At 71.1% G+C, this 20,246-nt stretch carries 23 protein-coding genes and 1 tRNA gene; 7 read left to right on the top strand and 17 right to left on the bottom strand.

Features of this window, described 5'->3' with window-relative positions; translation table 11 throughout:
- Nucleotides 1–2: 2 nt before the first annotated feature.
- Entirely contained in the window at nt 3–782 is a 780-nt protein-coding gene (locus CJ226_RS07505; RefSeq protein WP_102208806.1) for a YggS family pyridoxal phosphate-dependent enzyme, read from the bottom strand.
- A 73-nt stretch (nt 783–855) separates the two neighbouring features.
- Here CJ226_RS07505 and gabT point away from each other — a divergent pair, with 73 nt between their 5' ends.
- A complete protein-coding gene (gene gabT / locus CJ226_RS07500) occupies nt 856–2,199 on the top strand; it encodes a 4-aminobutyrate--2-oxoglutarate transaminase (protein WP_102208805.1) in 1,344 nt (447 codons plus the stop codon).
- On the opposite strand, the gene CJ226_RS07495 is transcribed toward gabT, so the two are convergent.
- Nucleotides 2,183–2,863 carry an HAD-IA family hydrolase gene (locus CJ226_RS07495; RefSeq protein WP_102208804.1) on the bottom strand — a complete coding sequence of 227 codons (681 nt, stop codon included), beginning with the start codon at nt 2,861–2,863 and terminating at the stop codon, nt 2,183–2,185. The two genes, gabT and CJ226_RS07495, sit on opposite strands and share 17 nt — an antisense overlap.
- Nucleotides 2,864–2,889: 26 nt before the next feature.
- On the opposite strand from CJ226_RS07495, the gene CJ226_RS07490 reads away from it, so the two are divergent.
- A complete protein-coding gene (locus CJ226_RS07490; RefSeq protein ID WP_062636826.1) occupies nt 2,890–3,603 on the top strand; it encodes a glutamine amidotransferase in 714 nt (237 codons plus the stop codon).
- A gap of 65 nt (nt 3,604–3,668) precedes the next feature.
- Here CJ226_RS07490 and CJ226_RS07485 read toward each other — a convergent pair whose 3' ends face one another.
- Nucleotides 3,669–4,214, bottom strand: a complete 546-nt coding sequence (locus CJ226_RS07485; RefSeq protein ID WP_062636825.1) for a carboxymuconolactone decarboxylase family protein — start codon at nt 4,212–4,214, stop codon at nt 3,669–3,671.
- Nucleotides 4,215–4,335: 121 nt separating this feature from the next.
- Here CJ226_RS07485 and CJ226_RS07480 point away from each other — a divergent pair, with 121 nt between their 5' ends.
- Nucleotides 4,336–5,187, top strand: coding sequence for an AraC family transcriptional regulator (locus CJ226_RS07480; protein WP_062636823.1), 852 nt, complete (start codon nt 4,336–4,338; stop codon nt 5,185–5,187).
- Between the two features lie 23 nt (nt 5,188–5,210).
- Here CJ226_RS07480 and CJ226_RS07475 read toward each other — a convergent pair.
- The 4 genes from CJ226_RS07475 to CJ226_RS18080 all read right to left on the bottom strand — a co-directional run bounded on the left by CJ226_RS07475 (nt 5,211) and on the right by CJ226_RS18080 (nt 8,095).
- Nucleotides 5,211–5,281: transfer RNA gene (locus CJ226_RS07475), tRNA-Cys, on the bottom strand.
- Nucleotides 5,282–5,295: 14 nt separating this feature from the next.
- Complete coding sequence (locus CJ226_RS07470; RefSeq protein WP_102208803.1) at nt 5,296–6,543, bottom strand: aminotransferase class I/II-fold pyridoxal phosphate-dependent enzyme; 1,248 nt, start codon at nt 6,541–6,543, stop codon at nt 5,296–5,298.
- The gene (locus tag CJ226_RS07465; protein ID WP_102208802.1) at nt 6,540–7,895 is read right to left on the bottom strand and encodes an aminotransferase class I/II-fold pyridoxal phosphate-dependent enzyme; all 1,356 of its coding nucleotides are present in this window, start codon (nt 7,893–7,895) and stop codon (nt 6,540–6,542) included. Before CJ226_RS07465 ends, CJ226_RS07470 begins: the two co-directional genes overlap by 4 nt.
- A gap of 50 nt (nt 7,896–7,945) precedes the next feature.
- Entirely contained in the window at nt 7,946–8,095 is a 150-nt protein-coding gene (locus CJ226_RS18080) for a hypothetical protein (protein WP_153245002.1), read from the bottom strand.
- Nucleotides 8,096–8,288: 193 nt separating this feature from the next.
- Here CJ226_RS18080 and CJ226_RS07460 point away from each other — a divergent pair, with 193 nt between their 5' ends.
- Complete coding sequence (locus CJ226_RS07460) at nt 8,289–8,978, top strand: DedA family protein (RefSeq protein ID WP_102208801.1); 690 nt, start codon at nt 8,289–8,291, stop codon at nt 8,976–8,978.
- 57 nt (nt 8,979–9,035) lie between these two features.
- Here the strand turns inward: CJ226_RS07460 and CJ226_RS07455 are convergent, their stop codons facing one another.
- From CJ226_RS07455 to CJ226_RS07445, 3 genes are all read right to left on the bottom strand, one after another.
- Entirely contained in the window at nt 9,036–9,521 is a 486-nt protein-coding gene (locus tag CJ226_RS07455; protein ID WP_062636929.1) for a universal stress protein, read from the bottom strand.
- A gap of 44 nt (nt 9,522–9,565) precedes the next feature.
- Nucleotides 9,566–10,999, bottom strand: a complete 1,434-nt coding sequence (locus tag CJ226_RS07450) for an MFS transporter (RefSeq protein WP_062636927.1) — start codon at nt 10,997–10,999, stop codon at nt 9,566–9,568.
- A 133-nt stretch (nt 11,000–11,132) separates the two neighbouring features.
- Entirely contained in the window at nt 11,133–12,005 is an 873-nt protein-coding gene (locus CJ226_RS07445) for a phosphotransferase (protein WP_180964565.1), read from the bottom strand.
- A gap of 52 nt (nt 12,006–12,057) precedes the next feature.
- Between CJ226_RS07445 and CJ226_RS07440 the strand changes: the two genes are divergently transcribed.
- On the top strand, nt 12,058–12,843 hold the full coding sequence (locus tag CJ226_RS07440; protein ID WP_102208800.1) for a DNA/RNA non-specific endonuclease: 786 nt from the start codon (nt 12,058–12,060) through the stop codon (nt 12,841–12,843).
- A 16-nt stretch (nt 12,844–12,859) separates the two neighbouring features.
- Here CJ226_RS07440 and CJ226_RS07435 read toward each other — a convergent pair whose 3' ends face one another.
- From CJ226_RS07435 to CJ226_RS07420, 4 genes are all read right to left on the bottom strand, one after another.
- A complete protein-coding gene (locus CJ226_RS07435) occupies nt 12,860–13,948 on the bottom strand; it encodes an alkene reductase (RefSeq protein WP_102208799.1) in 1,089 nt (362 codons plus the stop codon).
- A 62-nt stretch (nt 13,949–14,010) separates the two neighbouring features.
- Entirely contained in the window at nt 14,011–14,478 is a 468-nt protein-coding gene (locus CJ226_RS07430) for a MarR family winged helix-turn-helix transcriptional regulator (protein WP_102208798.1), read from the bottom strand.
- Between the two features lie 52 nt (nt 14,479–14,530).
- Nucleotides 14,531–14,986 carry a MarR family winged helix-turn-helix transcriptional regulator gene (locus tag CJ226_RS07425; RefSeq protein WP_025102534.1) on the bottom strand — a complete coding sequence of 152 codons (456 nt, stop codon included), beginning with the start codon at nt 14,984–14,986 and terminating at the stop codon, nt 14,531–14,533.
- 1 nt (nt 14,987) lies between these two features.
- On the bottom strand, nt 14,988–16,715 hold the full coding sequence (locus tag CJ226_RS07420) for an MDR family MFS transporter (protein ID WP_102208797.1): 1,728 nt from the start codon (nt 16,713–16,715) through the stop codon (nt 14,988–14,990).
- A 124-nt stretch (nt 16,716–16,839) separates the two neighbouring features.
- On the opposite strand from CJ226_RS07420, the gene CJ226_RS07415 reads away from it, so the two are divergent.
- Together CJ226_RS07415 and CJ226_RS07410 are read left to right on the top strand one after the other, a co-directional pair.
- Nucleotides 16,840–17,301: a DUF2243 domain-containing protein gene (locus CJ226_RS07415; protein WP_062636806.1), complete on the top strand. Its 462-nt coding sequence runs from the start codon at nt 16,840–16,842 to the stop codon at nt 17,299–17,301.
- Nucleotides 17,302–17,306: 5 nt separating this feature from the next.
- On the top strand, nt 17,307–18,188 hold the full coding sequence (locus tag CJ226_RS07410) for a cytochrome c oxidase assembly protein (RefSeq protein WP_082802969.1): 882 nt from the start codon (nt 17,307–17,309) through the stop codon (nt 18,186–18,188).
- Here CJ226_RS07410 and CJ226_RS07405 read toward each other — a convergent pair.
- From CJ226_RS07405 to CJ226_RS07400, 3 genes are all read right to left on the bottom strand, one after another.
- The gene (locus tag CJ226_RS07405; RefSeq protein ID WP_062636804.1) at nt 18,122–18,490 is read right to left on the bottom strand and encodes a hypothetical protein; all 369 of its coding nucleotides are present in this window, start codon (nt 18,488–18,490) and stop codon (nt 18,122–18,124) included. The genes CJ226_RS07410 and CJ226_RS07405 overlap by 67 nt on opposite strands.
- A 56-nt stretch (nt 18,491–18,546) precedes the next feature.
- On the bottom strand, nt 18,547–18,711 hold the full coding sequence (locus CJ226_RS18075) for a hypothetical protein (RefSeq protein WP_180964564.1): 165 nt from the start codon (nt 18,709–18,711) through the stop codon (nt 18,547–18,549).
- 106 nt (nt 18,712–18,817) lie between these two features.
- A complete protein-coding gene (locus tag CJ226_RS07400; RefSeq protein WP_102208796.1) occupies nt 18,818–20,143 on the bottom strand; it encodes an NAD(P)/FAD-dependent oxidoreductase in 1,326 nt (441 codons plus the stop codon).
- Nucleotides 20,144–20,246: the final 103 nt, after the last annotated feature.

Raw genomic sequence — 20,246 nt, 5'->3', positions numbered from 1 at the left:
GGTCAGCCCTCCGGCCAGTAGTGACTGTCGGGGACGGCACGCGCACCGAAGATCGCCTGCCCGACCCGCACGCACGTCGCCCCCTCCTCGACGGCGATCTCATAGTCGCCGGACATGCCCATCGACAGGGCGCCGTCGCCGATGAGTTCGGGGGTCTCCTCGCGCGCCCTGTCCCGAAGAGTGCGCAGCAGCGCGAAGCACTCCCGCACCCGGGCATCGTCCGGTGTGAGCAGCGCGAGCGTCATCAGCCCGCGGACACGGAGGGCACCGTAGGACGGCAGGGCCTTGAGGAACGCCGGGAGCTCCTCAGGCGGCATCCCGAACTTCGAGTCCTCGGCCGAGGTGTTCACCTGCACGTACACGTCGAGGCTGCGCCCCGCGGCCTGCAGACGCCGGTCGAGGGCCTCCGCGACCCGGAGCCGGTCGAGCGCCTGGAACTCGGCGGCGAAGGAGGCGACGTCTCTCGCTTTGTTCGTCTGCAGATGGCCGATGACGACCCAGTCCACGTCGAGATCGGCCGTCTCCCGGTTCTTCCGTACGGCTTCCTGCACCTTGTTCTCCCCGAGCCGGTGCAGCCCCGCGCCGATGGCCACCCGCACCCGCTCGGTCGAGACGGTCTTGCTCACCGGGAGCAGGTGCACCGCACCGGGTTCCCGTCCCGCACGCTCGGCGGCGGCGTCGATACGGGCGCGGACGGCGGCGAGGTTGGCACGGAAATCCGCGGCGGTGACGGCCGTCGGGTAGCGCGCGGCGCCGTCTCCGACATGCTCAGACTTTGACATAGGTCAAAATCTAACATAGCTTCGGGACCACGTCGCGCGCCTGCCGACACCCCCTTCGCGAAGGAGCCCTCTTATGTCCGCACCCGGCCTGTTCTCCGACACCGCACTGACGGCTCCGCGCCTGCGCACCGAGGTCCCAGGGCCGCGGAGCCGGGCGCTGCACGAGCGCCGGCAACGGGTCGTCCCCCGCGGCGTCGGCAGCGTGCTTCCCGTCTACATCGAGCACGCCGACGGCCCCTGGGTCACCGACGTGGACGGCAACCGGTTCCTCGACCTCGGCAGCGGCATCGGCGTGACGACGATCGGCCACACCAACCTCGCCGCCGTCACCGCCGCGGCCGAGCAGCTCGATCGGGTCACGCACACGCTCTTCACCGTCACCCCATACGAGGGCTACGTGCGCCTCGCGGAGCTGCTCGCGGAGAAGGTGCCCGGCACCCACGAGACCCGCACGGCCTTCGCGAACTCCGGCGCCGAAGCCGTCGAGAACGCGGTGAAGATCGCCCGGAGACACACGGGACGGCGCGCTGTCGCCGCCCTCGACCACGCGTTCCACGGGCGCACCAACCTCGCGCTCGCCATGAACCACAAGGCGGCGCCGTACGGGACCGGGTTCGGCCCGTTCGCTCCCGACATCCACCGTGTCCCCAATTCCTATCCCTACCGGGACGGCCTCGACGGGACGGAGGCCGCGGCGCGCACGATCGCCCATCTCGAACAGCGCATCGGCGTCCACGACCTCGCCGCCGTCATCGCCGAGCCCATCCAAGGCGAGGGCGGCTTCGTCGTCCCTGCCGCGGGCTACCTGCCGACCCTGCAGGAGTGGTGCACCCGGAACGGCGTGGTGTTCATCGCCGACGAGATCCAGACGGGCCTCGGGCGCACCGGGACATGGTTCGCGAGCACGCACTTCGACCTCGTTCCGGACCTCGTGCTCACGGCGAAGGGCATCGCCGGCGGGTTGCCCCTGGCCGGGGTGACCGGCCGCGCCGAGATCATGGACGCACCCGACCCGGGCGGCCTCGGCGGCACGTTCGGCGGAAACCCGGTCTCGATCGCCGCCGCCCTCGCGGTGTTCGACGAGCTGGAGCACGGGACCTTCTTCGCAGACGCCCGGCGGATCGGCGCGCACCTGTCCGCGCGGCTCGAGGGGCTGCGCGCCCGTCACGCCGTCGTCGGCGACGTCCGCGGGATCGGTGCCATGCAGGCCTTCGAGCTGAGCACCCCTGGCACGACGCGACCGCTGGCCGGGGCCGCCTCCATGGTCGCGGAGTTCGCCGCCCAGCGCGGCATCCTGCTGCTCACGGCGGGCAGCGACGGCAACGTGATCCGCTTCCTGCCGACGCTCACGACGACGGACGAGCAGCTCGACGTCGCGGTGGACGTCATCGACGAGGCCCTCAGCGCGCTCCGCTGAGCACTCGCAGGCACAGCGCCTCGCCGCTCCAGCGCACACGGGCGAGGTCGTGCACGATGAGATCGGGGTGGGCCGTCGCGGAGCCGGCGCCCACCCCGACCACGAGCCCCGCGCCGGCCGCCCGCGCCGCACGGATCCCCGGAGCCGAGTCCTCGAAGACCACGCAGCCCCGCGGGTCCCGCCCGAGCAGACGCGCGGCGCGGAGGTAGGGGTCGGGAGCGGGCTTGCCGCGGTCCACGTCTTCGGCGGCGACGAGCAGGGCGGGTGCCGGGATGCCCGCACCCCGCATCCGCGCGGTCGCGACCGCCCTGTTGCTGCTCGTCGCGACCGCCCAGAGCTCGGACGGCAGCGCAGCGAGCAGGGCAGCGGCCCCCGGGATCCCGGTGGTCGCCGGGGCGACGGCGAGCTCTCGCGCGAGGAGATCGACGGTCGCCTCGGCAGCCCGCTCCGGCCCGACGATCGCCGCGACCACCTCACTCGGTCGCATGCCGTGCGGGGCGTCTCGGAGGAAGTCGAATCCCGGGGCGTACAAGTGGGCCCAGGCGTCCCACGCGATCGCCGCCGAGGGGACCGAATCCACCAGCACGCCATCGCAGTCGAACAGGACCCCCGCGGCGTGCACGATCACCTCGGAGCCCTGAACCTCCTGTGCTATTTTTGGCATAGGTCAAATCTATCCGAGGAGAGTGCATGTCCGCGTCCCGCACGCCCCGCACGGCCGTCGCCGTCCGCCACGTCCCCTTCGAAGACCTCGGGATCCTCGCTCCCCTGCTGACGGAGCGCGGTTACGAGACCACCCTCCTCGATGCCGGCATCGACGAACTCGACGCGGACGCCGTCGCCGGAGCCGACCTGCTCATCGTCCTCGGCGGACCGATCGGGGTGTACGACGACGATCGCTACCCGTTCCTGCGCTCCTCGAAGGCCGCCGTCGCGGCGCGACTCGACAGCGGCGGCGCCACGCTCGGCGTCTGCCTCGGCGCGCAGCTCCTCGCCGAGTCCCTGGGCGCAGCGGTCCGGCCGACCGGCGCGGTCGAGATCGGCTTCGGTCCGCTCACGCTCACGCCCGAGGGCCGGGAGTCGGTCCTGGCCCCGCTCGACGGCGAGCCGGTGCTGCACTGGCACGGGGACGAGTTCGCGATCCCCGCCGGGGCGCAGTCCCTGGCGCACACGCCCGGCTTCCCGCATCAGGCCTTCGCGGTGGGGCGCACTCTCGGCCTTCAGTTCCACCTGGAAGCCGACCACCGCGTCATCGAGCGCTGGCTCATCGGCCACGCCCATGAACTGCATCACCACGACATCGACCCGCGGGTGATCCGGGAGCAGGCACGCGCCCTCGGCCCCCGGCTCGAGACGCTCGCCACCCGCGTCCTCACCGACTGGCTGGATGCGGTCGAGGCCTAGCGAGCCGGCCGGGGCAGCGGAAGAGGCCGGACCCCCAGCGAATCCGGCCTCTGCTCCCCTCGACCTCAGGCGGCGCGACGCAGCGGCACCGTCGGGAAGTCGATCGGCACGTCGAGCGCGATGTTCACGTAGTTCGTGAAGAGGTTCAGCGCGACCTGGCCGATGGTCTCGACGATCTGCTCGTCGTTCCAGCCGTGCGCGCGGAGGGCGTCGACGTCGGCCGAGCTCACCTGACCCCGCTCCTCGACGAGCTTGAGCGCGAAGGCCAGCAGTGCCGCCGTGCGGGGGTCGTCGGAGGCGCCGTCCTGGGCGGCGGCGAGCACCTCGGTCGACAGGCCGGCCTTCTTGCCGAGCGCGGTGTGCGCGGCAAGGCAGTAGCCGCACGAGTTGCGGTTCGCGACGGCGACGGCGATCTGCTCACCCAGGGCCGCACCAAGCGTGCCCCCACCGTAGGCGCCGAACGCGCTCCACATGCTGGTGAGCGCGGCGGGCGAGTTCGCGACCGCGCGGAACATGGCGGGGACGGCACCGAAGGCGGAGCCGATCTGCTCGAGCTGGTCCTTGACGGGGCCGGTGGCGGTCTCACGGTCGACGAGAGGGACGTTGGGCATGGGTTGCTCCTTTGTTCGAGACGAGCCGGGTTCGGCTTCCCCTTCAGTCTTCCGCGGCAGTGAGTACGATACGTATCATTTGATCTTGCATTCATGACACATCGTCCAGAAGAATGGAGGAATGCCGCCGCTCGACCGCCTCACCCCGTTGCTCGACCGCTTCCGGGTGCGCAGCCGCCTGTTCCACACCGGACCACTCTGCGGCACCACGGTCTTCGCGGCGAGCGCGGGCCACGGCTTCCTCCACGTGCTGCGTCGCGGCGAGATGGAGGTGACGCATCAGCGCCCGGACGGACGCATCGAGCGCGAGACCATCACCCGCCCGAGCCTGTTGTTCTTCCCCCGCCCGATCGATCACACCTTCCTCAACGCCCCGACCGAGGAGTCCGACTTCGCCTGCGCCACGATCGACTTCGACGGCGGGACGACGCATCCACTCGTGCGCACCCTGCCCTCCGTGATCGTCCTACCGCTCGACGAGGTGGCCACCCTCGCGCCTGCGCTCGACCTCCTGTTCGCCGAAGTCGACAACGTGCGCTGCGGTCGTCCCCTGCTCGCCGACCGGATGTTCGAGGTCGTGCTCATCCAACTCCTCCGCTGGATGCTCGACCACTCCGGTGAGCTGGCGCTTCCCCCGGGACTGCTGCCCGGACTCTCGGACGAGCGTCTGGCACCCGCGCTCGTGGCGATGCACGAGGCGCCCGGCGACCCCTGGAGCCTCGACACGCTCGCGCGCACCGCAGCCATGTCGCGCAGCGCCTTCGCCGCCCGCTTCAAGGAGGTCGTCGGCCGCGCGCCGGGCGACTATCTAACGGAGTGGCGGCTCACGATCGCCCAGGAGCAGCTGCGTGCCGGCATGTCGGTGAGCGCGGTCGCCGCCGATCTGGGCTACGCCAGCGCGTCGGCGTTCTCTCGCGCGTTCGCCCAGCGGCTCGGCCATTCGCCGCGCGCCTGGCTCGGCCTCGCGGCCTGAGGGCGGCGCGGGTATCGGCTCAGAGGTGGAGGCAGGAATCGAACCTGCGTGCACGGTCTTGCGGACCGCGACCTGGCCACTCGGTCACTCCACCGGGTTCGGGCGTCGTCAGTTCCGGGGCGGTGAGCACCCCTGCAGGAACCTGCCGAAGCGCTGCACGGCGTCGACGAGGACGTCGGTCTCGGGCAGGAAGGCGACGCGCACGTGGTCGGAGTCCGTGCCGTTGAAAGCCCGCCCGTGCACCAGGAGGATGCGTTCCGCATCGAGGAGGTCGAGCACCAGGCGCTCGTCGTCCTGGATGCCGTAGACCTCCGGGTCGAGCCGCGGGAAGAGGTAGAGTCCGCCACCGGCCTCCTGCACCGCGACACCGGGGATCTCCCGCAGCGCCGCCGTCGCCGCGTCGCGCTGCGCCGTCAGACGCCCCTCGTCGGCGACGAGGGCGTCGAGCGACGTGTCGTGCTCCAGCGCCGCCGTGATCGCATGCTGCGCCGGTACGGACGCGCACATCCGCATCGAGGCGAGCAGCCGCACCCCGGAGAGGAAGGCGTCGTCTGCCGCGAACCCGGTCGTCAGCGCCCAGGCCGCCCGATATCCGGCGACGCGGTGCGTCTTCGAGAGTCCCGCGAAGGTCACACATGGCACATCGGGCGCGACCTGCGCCGTAGAGAGGTGCGTGAAGCCGGGGTACACGACGCGGTCGTAGATCTCGTCCGAGAGCAGGAGGAGTCCGTGACGACGGGCGAGGTCGGCGATGCCCTCCAGCGTCGCGCGGTCGTACACCGCCCCGGTCGGGTTGTTCGGGTTGATGATGACGATGGCCACCGTGCGCGGTCCGATCGCCGCAGCCATGGCCTCGAGATCGGGACGCCAGCCGGCCTCCTCGACGCAGGGGTAGTGGACCGGCTCTCCTCCGGCGAGGACGGTCGATGCCGTCCACAGCGGATAGTCGGGGCTCGGGATGAGCACCTCATCCCCCGGTTCCAGGAGCGCCTGCAGGGTGAGGCCCACGAGCTCGGACACCCCGTTGCCGACGGTCACCGCGTCGATCCCCAGGGCCGGGAATCCGGGACGGCGCGCATAGTGCGCGCAAATCGCCTCGCGCGTCTCCGGCAGACCGGGGGACTCGGAGTAGCCGTGGGCACGGGGAAGCGCCGCTCGCAGCGCCTCCACGATGACCGGCGGCGCCACGAAGCCGAACGGGGCGGGATTGCCGATGTTCAGGCGGAGGATCTGCTCGCCGCGGGCTTCCAGCTCTGCCGCCCGCTCCGCCACCGGACCGCGCAGGTCGTAGAGCACGCCGTCCAGTCGCGACGACCGCCCGACCCGGAAGACACCCGCTGTTTCGCCCTGCGTCACGCGCCCTCCTCGGTCGAGACCGGGCCGGCAGCTGCGGCGACATCGTCGGCCAGGCGACGCAGCTCCGCATCGTCGAGATCGTGCACGGTCACCCGCACCTGGCGCCCCCCGGCGGATTCGTCCTCCAGGGTGAACTCGGAGCCCGGACGGACGAGCCAACCGCGGCGCGCCAGTCGATCCGCGACCACGGCGGCCTCCTCGCGGACGTCGACCCACACGTTCAGGCCGCTCTCCCCAGAGGCCACCACTCCGCGGGCGGCGAGGAGCGCCACGAAAGACCGGTTGCGAGCGGCGTAGCGGGCGCCCGCCGTCGCGATCAGCCGATGGACCTCCTCGTCACGGAGCATGGCCGCGGCGAGCTGCTGCATGACATGGCTCACCCACATCGTCCCGGGGCTGAGCCGGAGGGCGAGCCGCTCCGCCGTGACCGGGTCCGAGGCCGTCACCGCCAGGCGCATGTCCGGCCCGAGGAACTTCGACACCGACCGCACGAGGGCCCAGCGTTCGTGCGCCGGGCCGATGATGCTCGCGTAGGGCGTGGGGGCGAGCAGGGAGAAGTGATCATCCTCGATCAGGAGGACATGCGGATGGGGCGCGAGCACCTCCTGCAGCTCCGCAGCGCGGGCGGCGCTGGTGCTGACCCCGGTGGGGTTGTGTGCACGGGGCGTGCAGACGATCGCGCGCACGCCGGCCTCCAGAGCCTCGCGCACTCCCTCCACGGTCAGCCCCTCGTCGTCGACCGGGATGGCGACGGGCGCGTACCCGGCCAGCCGCGCGGTCTGGATGCTGGAGAGGAAGCAGGGGTCTTCGAGGCCCACCCGGTCGCCGTGCACGAGCGTCTGGGCGAGCAGCCGCTCCACGGCGTCGACGGCGCCCGCGGTGACCGAGAGCCGGAAGGGGCGCGGCTGGTCCTCTGCGATCCAGCGCGTCGCCCATTCGGCGAGTTCGGCGTCGATCACCGACTCGCCGTAGAGGACGGACCGGGGATGCACCGTCGCGAGCGCCGAGGCGAGATCGGGAAGGAAGGTCGCCTGGGGGTTCCCACTGGCGATGTCGCGCAGGGCCGTTCCGGGCGTGAAGCCCTCATCCGGCGTGGCAGCCGGTCCGAGCACCGTCGTGCCGGTGCGCCCGCCGGTGGTCGCGATGCGCGCCGTCACGAGGGAGCGATAGGCCGCGAGCACGGTGTTGCGATTGACGCCGAGGCGCTGTGCGAGCGTGCGGACAGGAGGGAGGCGGTCGCCGGCGACGAGGGTCCCCCGTTCGACGAGGTCACGCACGCTCTCGGAGATCTCGGCGGCGGTGACACCGCTGATCGCATCGGTCTCGCCGTCTCTGCTCTCCGCCGTGCCCATGACTCGACGGTAGGGGAGATTTTGACCTATGTCAAAACCTCCCCCACCGATCAGGGACGGTCGTCGACCTCCACGCCGTCCTCGATCTCCTCCGGCTCCAGATCGGTCACGTCGACCTCCGGGGCGTCGCCTTCTCCGTTGTTGGCGGTCGGGGGCTCCCCCTGGAACCCGGTCGTCTCGTCCTGGCGCGGATCGGTCATACTGCCTCCTCGGTCGATGGGGTTCCATGATCTCCGTACCGTCGGACGGCGGCGAGCGCCTTGACAACGCCGACTCCTCCCGCTCCCTGCGCACGCAGGCGGAGTCCAGGGAAGCGCGATACCGTGCAGAGGCGATGTCCGCTCCGACGGACCCGCTCTCCACGATCACCGCGATCCCCCGACAGAGGACACGATGACCCCCGGCACCCTGCCCCTCGCCGCTTCCACCCCCGGCTACGACGGATTCATCGGCTGGGTGCTCAGCCTCATCGAGACCCTCGGCGAGGTCGGTGTCGGCCTCGCGGTGCTCATCGAGACGTTCGTCCCCCCGATCCCGTCCGAGGCGATACTGCCCGCGGCGGGTTTCCTCGCCTACGACGGCCGGATGAACGCCTGGGGCGCCTGGGCCGCGGCCACCCTCGGAGGGCTCGTCGGCGCGTGGATCTGGTACGGGCTCGGCGCGGCGGTCGGCCGGGACCGCACCCGACGCATCGTCGGACGCATCCCCCTCCTCGACCACGACGACTTCGACAAGGCGGAGGCGTTCTTCGCCCGCTGGGGCGGCGGCGCGGTGCTGTTCGGCCGCTGCGTTCCTCTCGTGCGCTCCTTCATCTCGATCCCCGCCGGCATCGAACGCATGGCGCTGTGGAAGTTCACGCTGTACACCCTGGTCGGGTCGGCCGTCTGGAACGGCATCTGGATCGGCCTCGGGTTCGCGTTCGGCCCCGCCATCCGGCCGATCCTCGAGCAGTGGAGCGGCGTGATCTCCGACGTGGTCGTCGGCCTGCTCATCCTGCTGCTCCTGGTGTTCATCGCGCTGCGCATCCGCCGCCGCGTGCGGGAGGCCGCGGCACGGCGCGCGGAGGACAACGGGTCCGCCTGAGTGCCCTCCGTCCGGCGGCTTCACGGAGAAGTCCGCCGAGACGAAGGGCACCGGGAGTCAGTCCCTCGGAGTGGCGGAACGAGCCGCGGCGACGGCGTCGGAGGGGATGACCAGCGTGGGCCTCGTGGCGTGGTGGAGGACGTTCGCGGAGGTGCTGCCGAGAACCGTCGCGGCGAGTCCCCGTCGTCCCCGCGAGCCGAGGACGATGAGCGTGCTGTCGCGTTCCTCCGCGGCGGCGATGATCGCCTCCGACGCGGAGACGACGCTGGACGACACCAGCGGTTCGGCGCGGAGGCCGAGCGCGCGGGCGAGTTCCGCTCCTGCAGCCGCGACCTGCTCAGACGCGTCGAGGAGCGCCGCATCCACGCCCTCCAATCTCTCGAGCACCGGGTGCCCCTGAAGGTGCGCCGCGAAGCCCTCCATCGGCTGCCGGGCGAAGAAGATCACGGCCTCCGCACCCGGGAAGAGGGTCGCAGCGGCCTCCACGGCCGTGCGGGAGTTCGGGGATCCGTCGTAGGCGATCAGGACTCTCGGAATGGACATGGTGGTCTCCTTCGTTCGGCGCGGCAGTTCCGGTTCCGCGGTGTTCACAGCGTGCGGGTGGAGATCGTCTCCACCGTCCGGTCGGGTCGGCGGGTGCGGAAGAGCACCGCGACGAGCAGGGCTCCGACCAGGGCGATCCCCCCGGCCGCGACGAACGCCGCGGAGTATCCGGAGGTGAGGGCCGCGGCGTCGCCCAGGTGGCTCGCACCGAAACCTGCGGCGACCGCCGACACCGCTGCGAGGCCGATCGCCGAACCGACCTGATAGCTCGTGTTGACGATGCCCGAGGCGAGGCCGCCCTCCTCCGGCGGTGCAGCCGAGATGGCCACCTGCAGGGACGGGATGAACGCGAGCGCCTGCCCGAAGGCGACGACCAGCGACGGCCCGAAGGCATCGACCCAGTAGTTCCCGTCCGGGCGGATGAAGGCCATCCAGCCGAGGCCGGCGGCGAGTACGACCAGACCCAGGACGATGGGCATCTTCGGCCCGAACGCGGCGATCACCCGCGGAGCCAGCACGATCATCCCGAGCATGATGAGAGCGGTCATCGGCAGCAGGGCCGCCCCGGCGGGGAAGGCGCTGAATCCGAGCACCTGCTGCAGGTAGAGGTTGAGGAAGAACCACATCGGGATCCATGCGGCGCCGAGCAGCACCTGCGCGAGGTTCGCCGCACCGAGATTCGGCGACCGGAAGATCGACAGGCGCATGAGGGGTTCCCGCTTCACACGCTGGATGATCAGGAAGAGTACGAGCAGGACGACACCGGCGCCGATGGCGATCCAGGTCTCAGCGGCCGCCCACCCGACGACCTCGGCGCGCACGATGCCGTAGACCAGCGCGGCGAGCCCGAGGGTCACGGTGAGGGCCCCGAGGACGTCGACGGAGCCCTTCGCGCCGAGCGTGCCACCGGGAAGCGCACGCCACATCAGGGCGAGGACCAGCACCGCGATGGGGACGTTGATGAAGAACACCCACGGCCAGGAGGCGAACTCGGTGATGACGCCGCCGAGGAACACGCCCGCGGTGCCACCCGCCGGGGCCGCCGCCCCGTAGAACGCCATCGCCTTCGTGAGCTCGCGCGGGTTCTGCCCGAACAGCATCATCAGCAGCGTGAGCGCGGCAGGCGCGATGAGGGCGGAGCCGGCGCCCTGCAGCACACGGCCGACGAGTTCGGTGACGACGTCGCCGGCGAACCCGGCCACCAGGGACCCGGCTGCGAGGATGACCCACCCGGTCGCGAACATACGTCGCGGCCCGAACAGGTCGGACAAGCGCCCGCCCAGGAGCAGCAGGCCGCCGAGGGCGATCACATAGGCGTTGAAGACCCAGGAGAGGGTATTCGGGGTGAACCCGAGATCCTCCTGCATCCGCGGCAGCGCCACGCCGATGATGGATGCGTCCATGATGACCATGAACTGCGCCAGGGCGATGAGGGTCAGCCCCCACCAGCGCGCGGGACTTCTCGTTGACGATGACACGTCGTGCTCCATTTCCGTCGGGAGGAGGCGCCGAACGGCGCCTCTCGTGTTAATACCCTAGGGGGGTATGGTATTCCGGACAAGCGGAGAGATCATCGCCGTGAGCAGTCGGCGGAACCCTCAGCGCTTGCGATCAGAGCCGCTCGAACGCGCCGACGCGCCGAAGGAACCATTCGTCGTCCCACCAGCCGGTCGCGCGCGCATGCTTGACGTCGTCCCAGATCCGGAAGAGGCCACGCCGCGCTGAGGCCCCGCGGGCGAGTGGACGACGGGCCACCGCGCGCTCCCAGAGCCTGAGCCCCTCGGCCGCGTCGGCGAGGTGGAACAGGTCCAGCTCGCGGTGCGAGTACCGCGCAGCACCGGGATCGATCACTCCCGTCAACACGAACGCCTCCGGATCGACGAGGAAGTTGCCGGCGTGGCAGTCGTCGTGGATGAAGACGGGAGGGTCATCGGCGAGCGGGCGGAGGAGGTCGGGCACCGCGCGTGCCGTCCCACGGATACGCTCCCGGAGTCCTGGGTCGATGTGATCCGCCTCCTCGAGCCAGGAACCGAGGTCACGGACATCCGCGGAGTAGCTGGCGAGGAAGTCGGCATGGGTGCCGCCGCGAAGGTCCTCGAACGCGGCCCCCTCCTGCGCATGCCAGTGGGTCACGACGTCCACGACCTGCTCGGCGAGAGCGTGCGCCGCCGCGGACGACGGTTCCGGCGTGGCCTCGGCGAGGGGCACTCCCGGCACATAGGTCTGCACCATGACCTCGCGGTCGCCCTCACGCTGCAGCGCGATCAGCTTCGGCACAGCGATCCATGGCGGCGTCATCCGGCCGAGCGCGGCGAGGGCCACCGCCTCCCGCGCTGCGGTCCCCGGGCGATGGAAGGCCTTCACCACCCGGCGCCCGCCGAGGACGTCTTCGACACGGACGGTCGCATAGAACCCTTCGAAGACCTGCATCGACGCCCTCCCCGCGAACTCCATCTCGCCCTGATCCTCGAACGTAGTCGGCACGCGACAGCCGGGAAAGCGCGGCGGTGTCGGCGGGGCAGGGCACGATGGGGTCATGACGGACGGCTACGACCCCGGGTTCCTCGGCATCCCGCTCCCGCTCCCCGTGCCCCCGATGGCGGTGCGCACCCTGCCGGCGCCGCGGTTCACGGTGCTGCTGGATCCGGAGCGGCGGCTCGCCGCGGTGACGGCCGTCACCATCGACGGCGCGCGCCTGCGGGATCTCCCCCGGACGGGCGAGTGGCGTCTTGACCCCCGGGTTCCCGCAAGGGAGCAGACGGGTCCAGCGGTCTATGCGAGGAACGACCTCGACCGCGGGCACCTCGTGCGCCGCCGCGATCCGGGCTGGGGCGAGCGCATCGACGCCCGTGCGGCCATGGAAGCCACCTTCACCTACCCCAACGCGGCGCCGCAGGCGGCCGTGTTCAACCAGTCGAAAGACCTCTGGCTCGGACTGGAGGATCACGTGCTCACGTATGCCGAGACGACCGCACAGCGCCTGTCCGTCTTCACCGCCCCGGTGCTCGCCGACACCGACCCGCCGTACCGCGGCATCCGCATCCCCCTCCGGTACTGGAAGATCGCGGCCTGGAGCTCCGAGGGCCGACTCGCCGCCGCCGCCTTCCTCCTCGACCAGACCGAGCTCGTCGACACCCGGGAGGGCGCCCTCGCCGTCGCGTCGCTCCGAGCCTTCCGCACCTTCCAGGTGCCCGTCGCCGAGGTCGCCACCCTCACCGGAGTCGACCTCGGCCCGCTGCCCGACGCCGACGTCCTCCCCCGACGCGGGATCCGCGAGACCGCATGGCGCCCGCTGCACACGGCCGACGACATCGTCGTGTGACAGCGGGCGCTCCGCATCACTCGCCGGCGCGCGCGACCTCCAGCGACGGGTAGTCGATGTACCCCTCGGCGGTCGAACCGTAGAACAGCTCGGCGCGGGGTTCGTTCAACTCGGCCCCGGTCCGCCAGCGCTCCACCAGGTCGGGGTTGGCGATGACGGGACGCCCGGCCGCGACCGCGTCCGCCCAGTCCTCGGCCACCAGCTCCTCTGCCGCGGCACGGGTGGTCTCGACGCCGAAGCCGGTGTTGACGATCAGCGGCGCGCCCGCTGCCCGGCGGATGGCCTGGACGAGCTCTCCGGCGGGCTCGGGGTGCAGCACATCGACGAAGGCCAGCCCCAGAGGAGCGAGCCCTGCGGCGAGCGCGGTGTAGGTCGCGAGGACGTCGGCCGCGTCGTCCTCGATGACGCCCTGGATGCCGTGGGCCGGCGAGAGCCGGATGCCGGTCCGATCGGCACCCACGGCGGCGGCGACCGCCGTGGTCACCTCGATCGCGAAGCGCGCGCGGTTCTCCGGCGAGCCGCCGTACTGGTCGTCGCGGACGTTGGACACGGGAGACAGGAACTCGTGGACGAGGTAGCCGTTGGCGCCGTGCACCTCGACGCCGTCGAAGCCGGCCGCGATCGCGTTCCGCGCGGCCTGGACGAACTGCTCGACGACCACCGGGATCTCGTCGAGGGTGAGGGCGTGCGCGACCGGCAGGTCGGCCTTGCCCTGGGGCGTCCGCGTCTGGCCGGGTGCCGCCAAGGCGCTCGGGGCGACGACGCGGGGCTCACCGGAGATCTCCGGGTGGCCCACCCGACCGCCGTGCATGAGCTGCATGACGATGGTGCCGCCCTCGGCGTGCACGGCGTCGGCCACGCGTCGCCATCCGTCGATCTGGGCGGGGGTCACGATCCCCGGCTGCCCGGGGTACGACTTGCCCTCGAGGACGGGCCACACGCCCTCGGAGATGATGAGCCCCTGCCCCGCGCGCTGTCGGTAGTACTCCTCGATGATCGCGGTCGGCACGCCGTCGGCGTCCGCACGCGTGCGGGTGAGCGGCGCCATGACGACGCGGTTGGACAGGTGCAGCGAGCCGAAGTCGGCGGAGTCGTAGAGAGTCACAGAGGGACCAAGGACACGGCCGGCCGCTGTATTCCCGTGAATCGACCAGGTGTCCCGGTGTATCAACCGCCCAGATCGGCGACGAGGTTCGCGAAGTGGTCGAGGTCGGCGGCCGTCCAGCCGCGCAGGCGCTCGCCGATGCGCCCCTCATACCGGGAGCGGGCGAGAGCGACGCGCTCCTCGGCCAGCGGGGTCGCCACCAGCACCCGGGCGCGGCGGTCCTCGGGATCGGGGATGCTCTCGACGAGCCCGAGCTGCTCGAGCTGACGCACCTGCCGGCTCACGGCGGATTTGTCCGTCTGCAGGCGCTCGATGAGAGCCCCCGCCGAGGTCGCCCGTCCGGCGAGGATCGAGGTCAGCACCTGGTACCCGAGCGGCTGGAGGTCCGGATGCACGGTGGCGGCAGCCTCGCGCCACCCGACGCGGATGCGGGCGAACAGACGGCCGAGCTCGTGCTCGACGCGGGCGACCGCCTGGTCGAGATCGTCGAGGGGAGCGTCGTCAGCGGGATCGTCGGACGAGGCGCTCATATCGCCAGTGTACGGCGAAGCCCCGCGACCGCAGGCGGTCGCGGGGCCCGGTTCAGACCTCGGCGAGGAGCCGGAACACCTTGGACGCGGCGTCGATCTCGGCGGGCGTGAGCTCGTCGATCACGGCGCGGAGCCGGGTGCCGTACTCTCGCCGGACCTCGGTGAGTGCGGTGCACGCGGCGGGCGTCGCGGTGAGCACCCGGAGCCGGCCGTCACGCTCGTCCGGCACGGAGGCGATCAGCCCGAGGTCCTCCAGCATCCGCACCTGGCGACTGACGACGGACTTGTCCATCTCGAAGCGCTCGGCGAGCTCGTGCGCGCTGGCCGAGCCCGCCCGGTCGATGAACGTGAGCAGCTTGTACCCCGCCACCTGCAGCTCCGGGTGGACCCGGGACGCCGATTCCTTCCACAGCGACCGGGTCCGCGCGAAGATGAGGTTGAGATGCGCCTGGAGGTCGCTGAGGGCGGTGTCGACGTCGGGGGTGCCGACCGCCTCGGACGCGATCATGTCAGCGCTCCTGCTTCCGATCGTCGCGCTCGAGCACGCTCACCGACCCCGTGGTGGTCGCCGGTCCGGCCTGCCCGGTGCGGATCGTCCCCGTCGAGAGGTGGGCCCCGACCTCGGCCTCGGAGACCTCGATGACGGACTCCTCGGCCTGCTCGCGCAGCTGCTCCGCGGCGTTCTTGGTGGACAGCGGCTTGTTCTTGATGAACGCGATCGCGATGATCGCGATCACGGCCAGCGGGATGGCGAGGATGAACGCGTCCGCGATGCCGTGCCCGTAGGCGCTCTCGACGATCGTGCGGATCGTGTCGGGCAGCTCGCCCACCTTCGGCACGTCTCCGGAGCCCAGGCGCTCCAGGGCGCTGATCTCGTCGGGCGTGGTCGGGACGAAGCCCTTCAGGCCGTCCTTCATGAAGTCGGCCACGCTGGTCGACAGCAGCGATCCCATGACGGTCACGCCGATGGTGCCGGCGATCGTGCGGAAGAAGTTGACGTTCGACGAGGCGGCACCCAGCTGCTGCGGTGCGGTGTCGTTCTGCACGATCAGAGTGAGGTTCTGCATGACCATGCCGAGGCCGGCGCCGAGGACGAACATGTACACGGCCACCAGGGTGAACGGGGTGTCGTAGCGCAGGGTGGCCATCAGGCTCACACCGATGGTGGCGAGGATCGAGCCGGTGACCATCCAGCCCTTCCACTTGCCGAAGCGGCTGACGAGCTGTCCGATGATGATCGACGCGCCCATCTGACCGATGATCATGGGGATGGTCATCAGGCCCGACTCGGTCGGCGTGGCGCCACGGGCCAGCTGGAAGTACTGCGCGAGGAAGACCGAGGTCGCGAACATCGAGACGCCGATCGCGATCGAGGCGATGACCGACAGCGTGAAGGTGCGGTTGCGGAACAGCGACATCGGGACGATGGGTTCCTTGACGAAGAACTCCACGGCGACGAAGGCGGCGATGGCGACGCCCGCGGTGACGGCGAGGGCGATGCTGGTCCCCGAGTCCCAGTCGAACTGGTTGCCGCCCATGGAGACCCAGATCAGCAGGGTCGAGACGCCGACGGCGAGCAGGACGATGCCGAAGTAATCGATGGACACCTTGGTGCCCCGCTGCGGCTTGGGCAGGTGCAGGGTGAACTGCAGCAGGACGAGCGCGACGATCGCGAACGGGACGCCGACGAAGAAGTTGGCGCGCCAGCCCCAGGCGTCGGTGATGACGCCGCCGAGCAGCGGGCCGCCGATCGTGCCGAGGGCCATGATGCCGCCGACGACACCCATGTACTTGCCACGCTCGCGCGGGGAGATGATGAGGGCCACGGCGATCATGACGAGCGACATGAGGCCGCCGACGCCGATGCCCTGCACGACGCGGACCGCGATGAGCATGTTCGTGTCGGTCGAGAAGCCGGCGATGACGGTGCCGACCGTGAAGAGGATGAGCGAGATCTGGATGAGGACCTTGCGGTCGACGAGATCGGCGAGCTTGCCCCAGATCGGGGTCGAGACGGCGGTGGCGAGAAGGCTCGCGGTGATGACCCAGGTGTACTGCGACTGGGTGCCGCCGAGGTCGGCGATGATGACGGGCATCGAGGTCGAGACGACCGTGCCGGAGAGCACGGCGACGAACATGCCGACGATAAGGCCGGAGATCGCGGTGAAGACCTCGCGGGCCGAGCGCGCGGTCTCGGAAGAGGATGAGGTGTGTGTCACGGGGGAATGCTCCTGCATAGAAAGTTGATCGAGATCAACCATACGCCGATAGTTGCTGTTTCGCAACTATCGACTCGTACCGCACCCGCGGGATGCGGTCAAGGACGTCGCCGCAGCGGACGGACCGGACGACCCTGACCCCATGACCACCGCTGCCCCCTCCCGCCTCGACCGGCGCCTGCTGCTGTCCGGCTTCCTGTTCGGGTGCGGGGTCGCCGCCTCAATGATCGACCTCTTCGTCTTCCACCTCGTGCTGCACTGGCACCACTTCTACGATCTGTCGACCTCCGACGTCGCCCTTGTCTCCGACGGCTTCTTCCATGCGTTCGGCTGGTTCCTCACGATCCTCGGCGCCTTCCTCCTCGCCGATGTCCGCCGCCGTGGCCCCGTGCGCTGGACGCGCTGGACAGGCGCGGTGATCGCCGGGGTCGGGTTCTTCCAGCTCTTCGACGGCGTCGTCGATCACAAGCTCCTCCGGATCCACCAGATCCGCTATGGCGTCGATCTCGTTCTCTACGACACCGTCTGGATCGTCTCGGCCGTCGTGCTGCTGGCTGCCGGAGTCCTCACGGTGTGGCGGACCCGACCCGCCCCGAGAGGGTGACAGCCGTGCACGACGGGCACGACGGGCACGACGATGCACCGCGGCTTCCGGGCCTCGGTGCGGACGCGACGGGCGGGGGCGTCGACGTCCTCCCGTTCCTCGCTCTCGCCCTCCTCCTCGGCGCCGCCGTGCTGTACCTGGTCGCGCTGCGGCGGACCCGCGACCGCAGCCCCTGGCCTCGACCGCGGACGGCCGCCTGGATGAGCGGTCTGCTGTGCGCCGCGGTCGGCACCGTCGGACCGTTCGCCGCCCTGGCCCACAGCAGCTTCCCGGTGCACATGGCCGGCCACGTTCTCGTGGGCATGCTGGCCCCCCTCCTCCTCGTGCTCGGGCGTCCGGTCTCCCTGGCCCTCCGCGCCCTTCCCGTCGCCGAGGCCCGCGCGCTCTCCCGGGTGCTGCGCAGCGCCCCGATCCGGGTGCTCACGCATCCGGTGGTCGCCGGCGCCCTCAACATCGGCGGGTTGTGGCTCCTTTACGCCACGCCGCTGTTCCCCCTCATGCACGCCTCACCGTGGCTGCATGCTGCGGTGCACCTGCACGTCCTGCTGACGGGGTATCTGTTCACCGCGAGCATCCTCGGCCTCGATCCCGATCCGCATCGAGCCTCCGTCACCGTACGGGCGGCCGTCCTCATCGTCTTCATCGCCGCGCACTCGATCCTCGCCAAGTGGCTGTGGGCCCACCCGCCCGCCGGCGTCGACGTCGGGGACGCGCGGATCGGGGCGGAGCTGATGTTCTACGCCGGCGACGCCGTCGACGTGCTGCTCATCGTGCTGCTGCTCCGGCAGTGGTACGTGGCGACGCGACCGCGGGAATCGGCTCAGCCGCAGAAGGAGGAGAGTCCGTCGTGGAGGCGCTCGATCGCCTCGACGGTCTCCGGGGCCTGAAGGTCGGTCATGCCGCCGAGCTGATCGGCGCCGGAGCGGATGAGGTCGCCGAGCTGCCCGTCCATTCCATCCGCGACGCCGTCGAGGGTGGCGACGAGGTCGTCGCGGGCGGCATCGAGTTGCTCCGCGGACACGTCACCCTGGGCGAGCAGGTCCTGGTACTGCGCGTAGGCATCGTCGATCGTGGCACAGGTCTCCGCGACCGGGACGCCGAACGCGTCTCCCGCGGCCTGGGTGACCTGGGCACACCCGGCGAGGAGACCGGCGGTGAGCAGCAGAGGGATAAGGGCGATGCGGCGCATGACCCGAGAGTAGCCGCGCCACCTGGGGCGCGGCTGACCCTCGGGCGGTACGGCGGTCAGCCGCCGGACGGGTTCTCGAGGGGCTTGCCCTCGTCGTCCGTCGTCTCGCGCTCGAGCACGTCGTCGGTGCTCTCGCCGCTGTCGTCGGGAGCGCCGCCGGAGGCCGTGTCGGCTTCCTCCTCGGCGCCGGGCGTGCCCTGCGTGTTCTGGGGGTCGCTCATTGCTCTCCTCCTCTGTTCGGTCAGACGACCGTACGCGCGCCGGTCGCGCCGGGCGCACGGGGTTGACCGGGCGTCCGGCGACGACCACACTGCCGCCGCCGCGACGTCACTCCGCCACCCAGAGCCGCTCGATCGGCACCGCGTGTCCGAGGATGCGTTCTGCGGCGCGGTGCCCGGAGAACAGGGCCGCGGGCACGGTCGCAGGATCGTCGGTCCAGGTCGCTTCGCCCGCGAGGTGGAGCACGCCGCCGACAGGGGTGGCGAGGTCGTCGTGATCCGCGGTGGTCGACCCCACGGTCATGTAGGCGTACGAGCCGTGGGCGAACGGATCATCCTGCCAGGCCGTGCGGTGGAGCCCGATCGGCTCGGGGACCTCTCCGCCGTACAACCGGCGAAGCTGCGTCATGATCGATTCCTGCACCTGCTCGTCCGTCCAGTCGCGCGTCGCGAGCGCCGCGGGCCCGGCGGCGAAGGTGAGCAGGAGCGGCTCGTCGTGCAGCGCCGTGAGGTCGTACCAGGAGTGCCACCACCGCGCCTCGGGGCCCTGCTGCCGGAGGGCGTACACCCCGTCCTCCCAGAACCGCGTCGGGAACCGCAGGAAGACCTTCTCGAACGCGTTCATGCGCAGCCGCCCCAGGGCGTCGGCGTTGACGGCCGGCAGGGGCGGGACGATCTCCATGGTTCCGGCCTGCAGCACGCCAACAGGGACGGTCACCACGACCGTCTCGCCGGAGAAGTCGCCGGCCGAGGTCCGGGCCCAGACGCCGTCCTCGCTCCAGTCGATACGGGTGACGACGTGCGCCAGCCGGATGTCGAGACCCTCGGCGAGCCGCTCCGCGAGCACGCCGTACCCATCGGGGAAGACGACCTCGTCACCGTCGATCGCGTCGTCATCGAGGCCGTGCGCGGCGAGATCCTCGATCCACGCGCCGTACTGCTCCTCGGCACGATGCTCCAGGTACTCGCGCACCCGCTGCGTGCGGTCGTCGTCCCACCCCTGGCGCGCGAGGGCTTCCTCCGTGACGTCTCGGTAGGACGCGTCAGGAGCGGAGGCGGAGATGACGTCCGGCAGCGCCGCGTCCACCGCGTGGACATCCGCCGCGAAGGCGCGCGCTTCCTCTGCGGAGAGAGGGCGCCCGTCGGGCCCGTGATAGGCGATCGGCCGGCTGTCCACCTGGAAACCGCCGACGGTGAACTCCACGGTCCGCATGCCGAACGCCTCTGCGGCGGCGGCCACGGAGCTGCCGTCGATGCCGTGGATCCAGGAGGCGCCCAGATCGAGGGTGCCGTCCGAGCGGTCCGTGTGCACCCGTCCGCCGATCCGGTCCCGAGCTTCGAGCACCACCACCGTCCGCCCCGCGTCCCGCAGCAGCCGCGCGGCCGTCAGCCCCGCGACTCCGGCCCCGACCACGATCGTGTCGACGTGCTCCATACGCTCCTCCTCGCAGCCCCGCCCCCGCCGAGCCGTGCCCCGACGATAGCCCAACGCGACGGACGCCGACAGGGATGCCGAGCCCGCCGACCGGACCGCCGCC

The organism is Microbacterium sp. UMB0228 (assembly GCF_002871415.1).
In the GTDB taxonomy this organism is placed as follows: Bacteria; Actinomycetota; Actinomycetes; order Actinomycetales; family Microbacteriaceae; genus Microbacterium.
The sequence above is the reverse complement of the archived record's forward strand: the minus strand, read 5'-3'. Positions and strand labels throughout refer to the sequence as shown.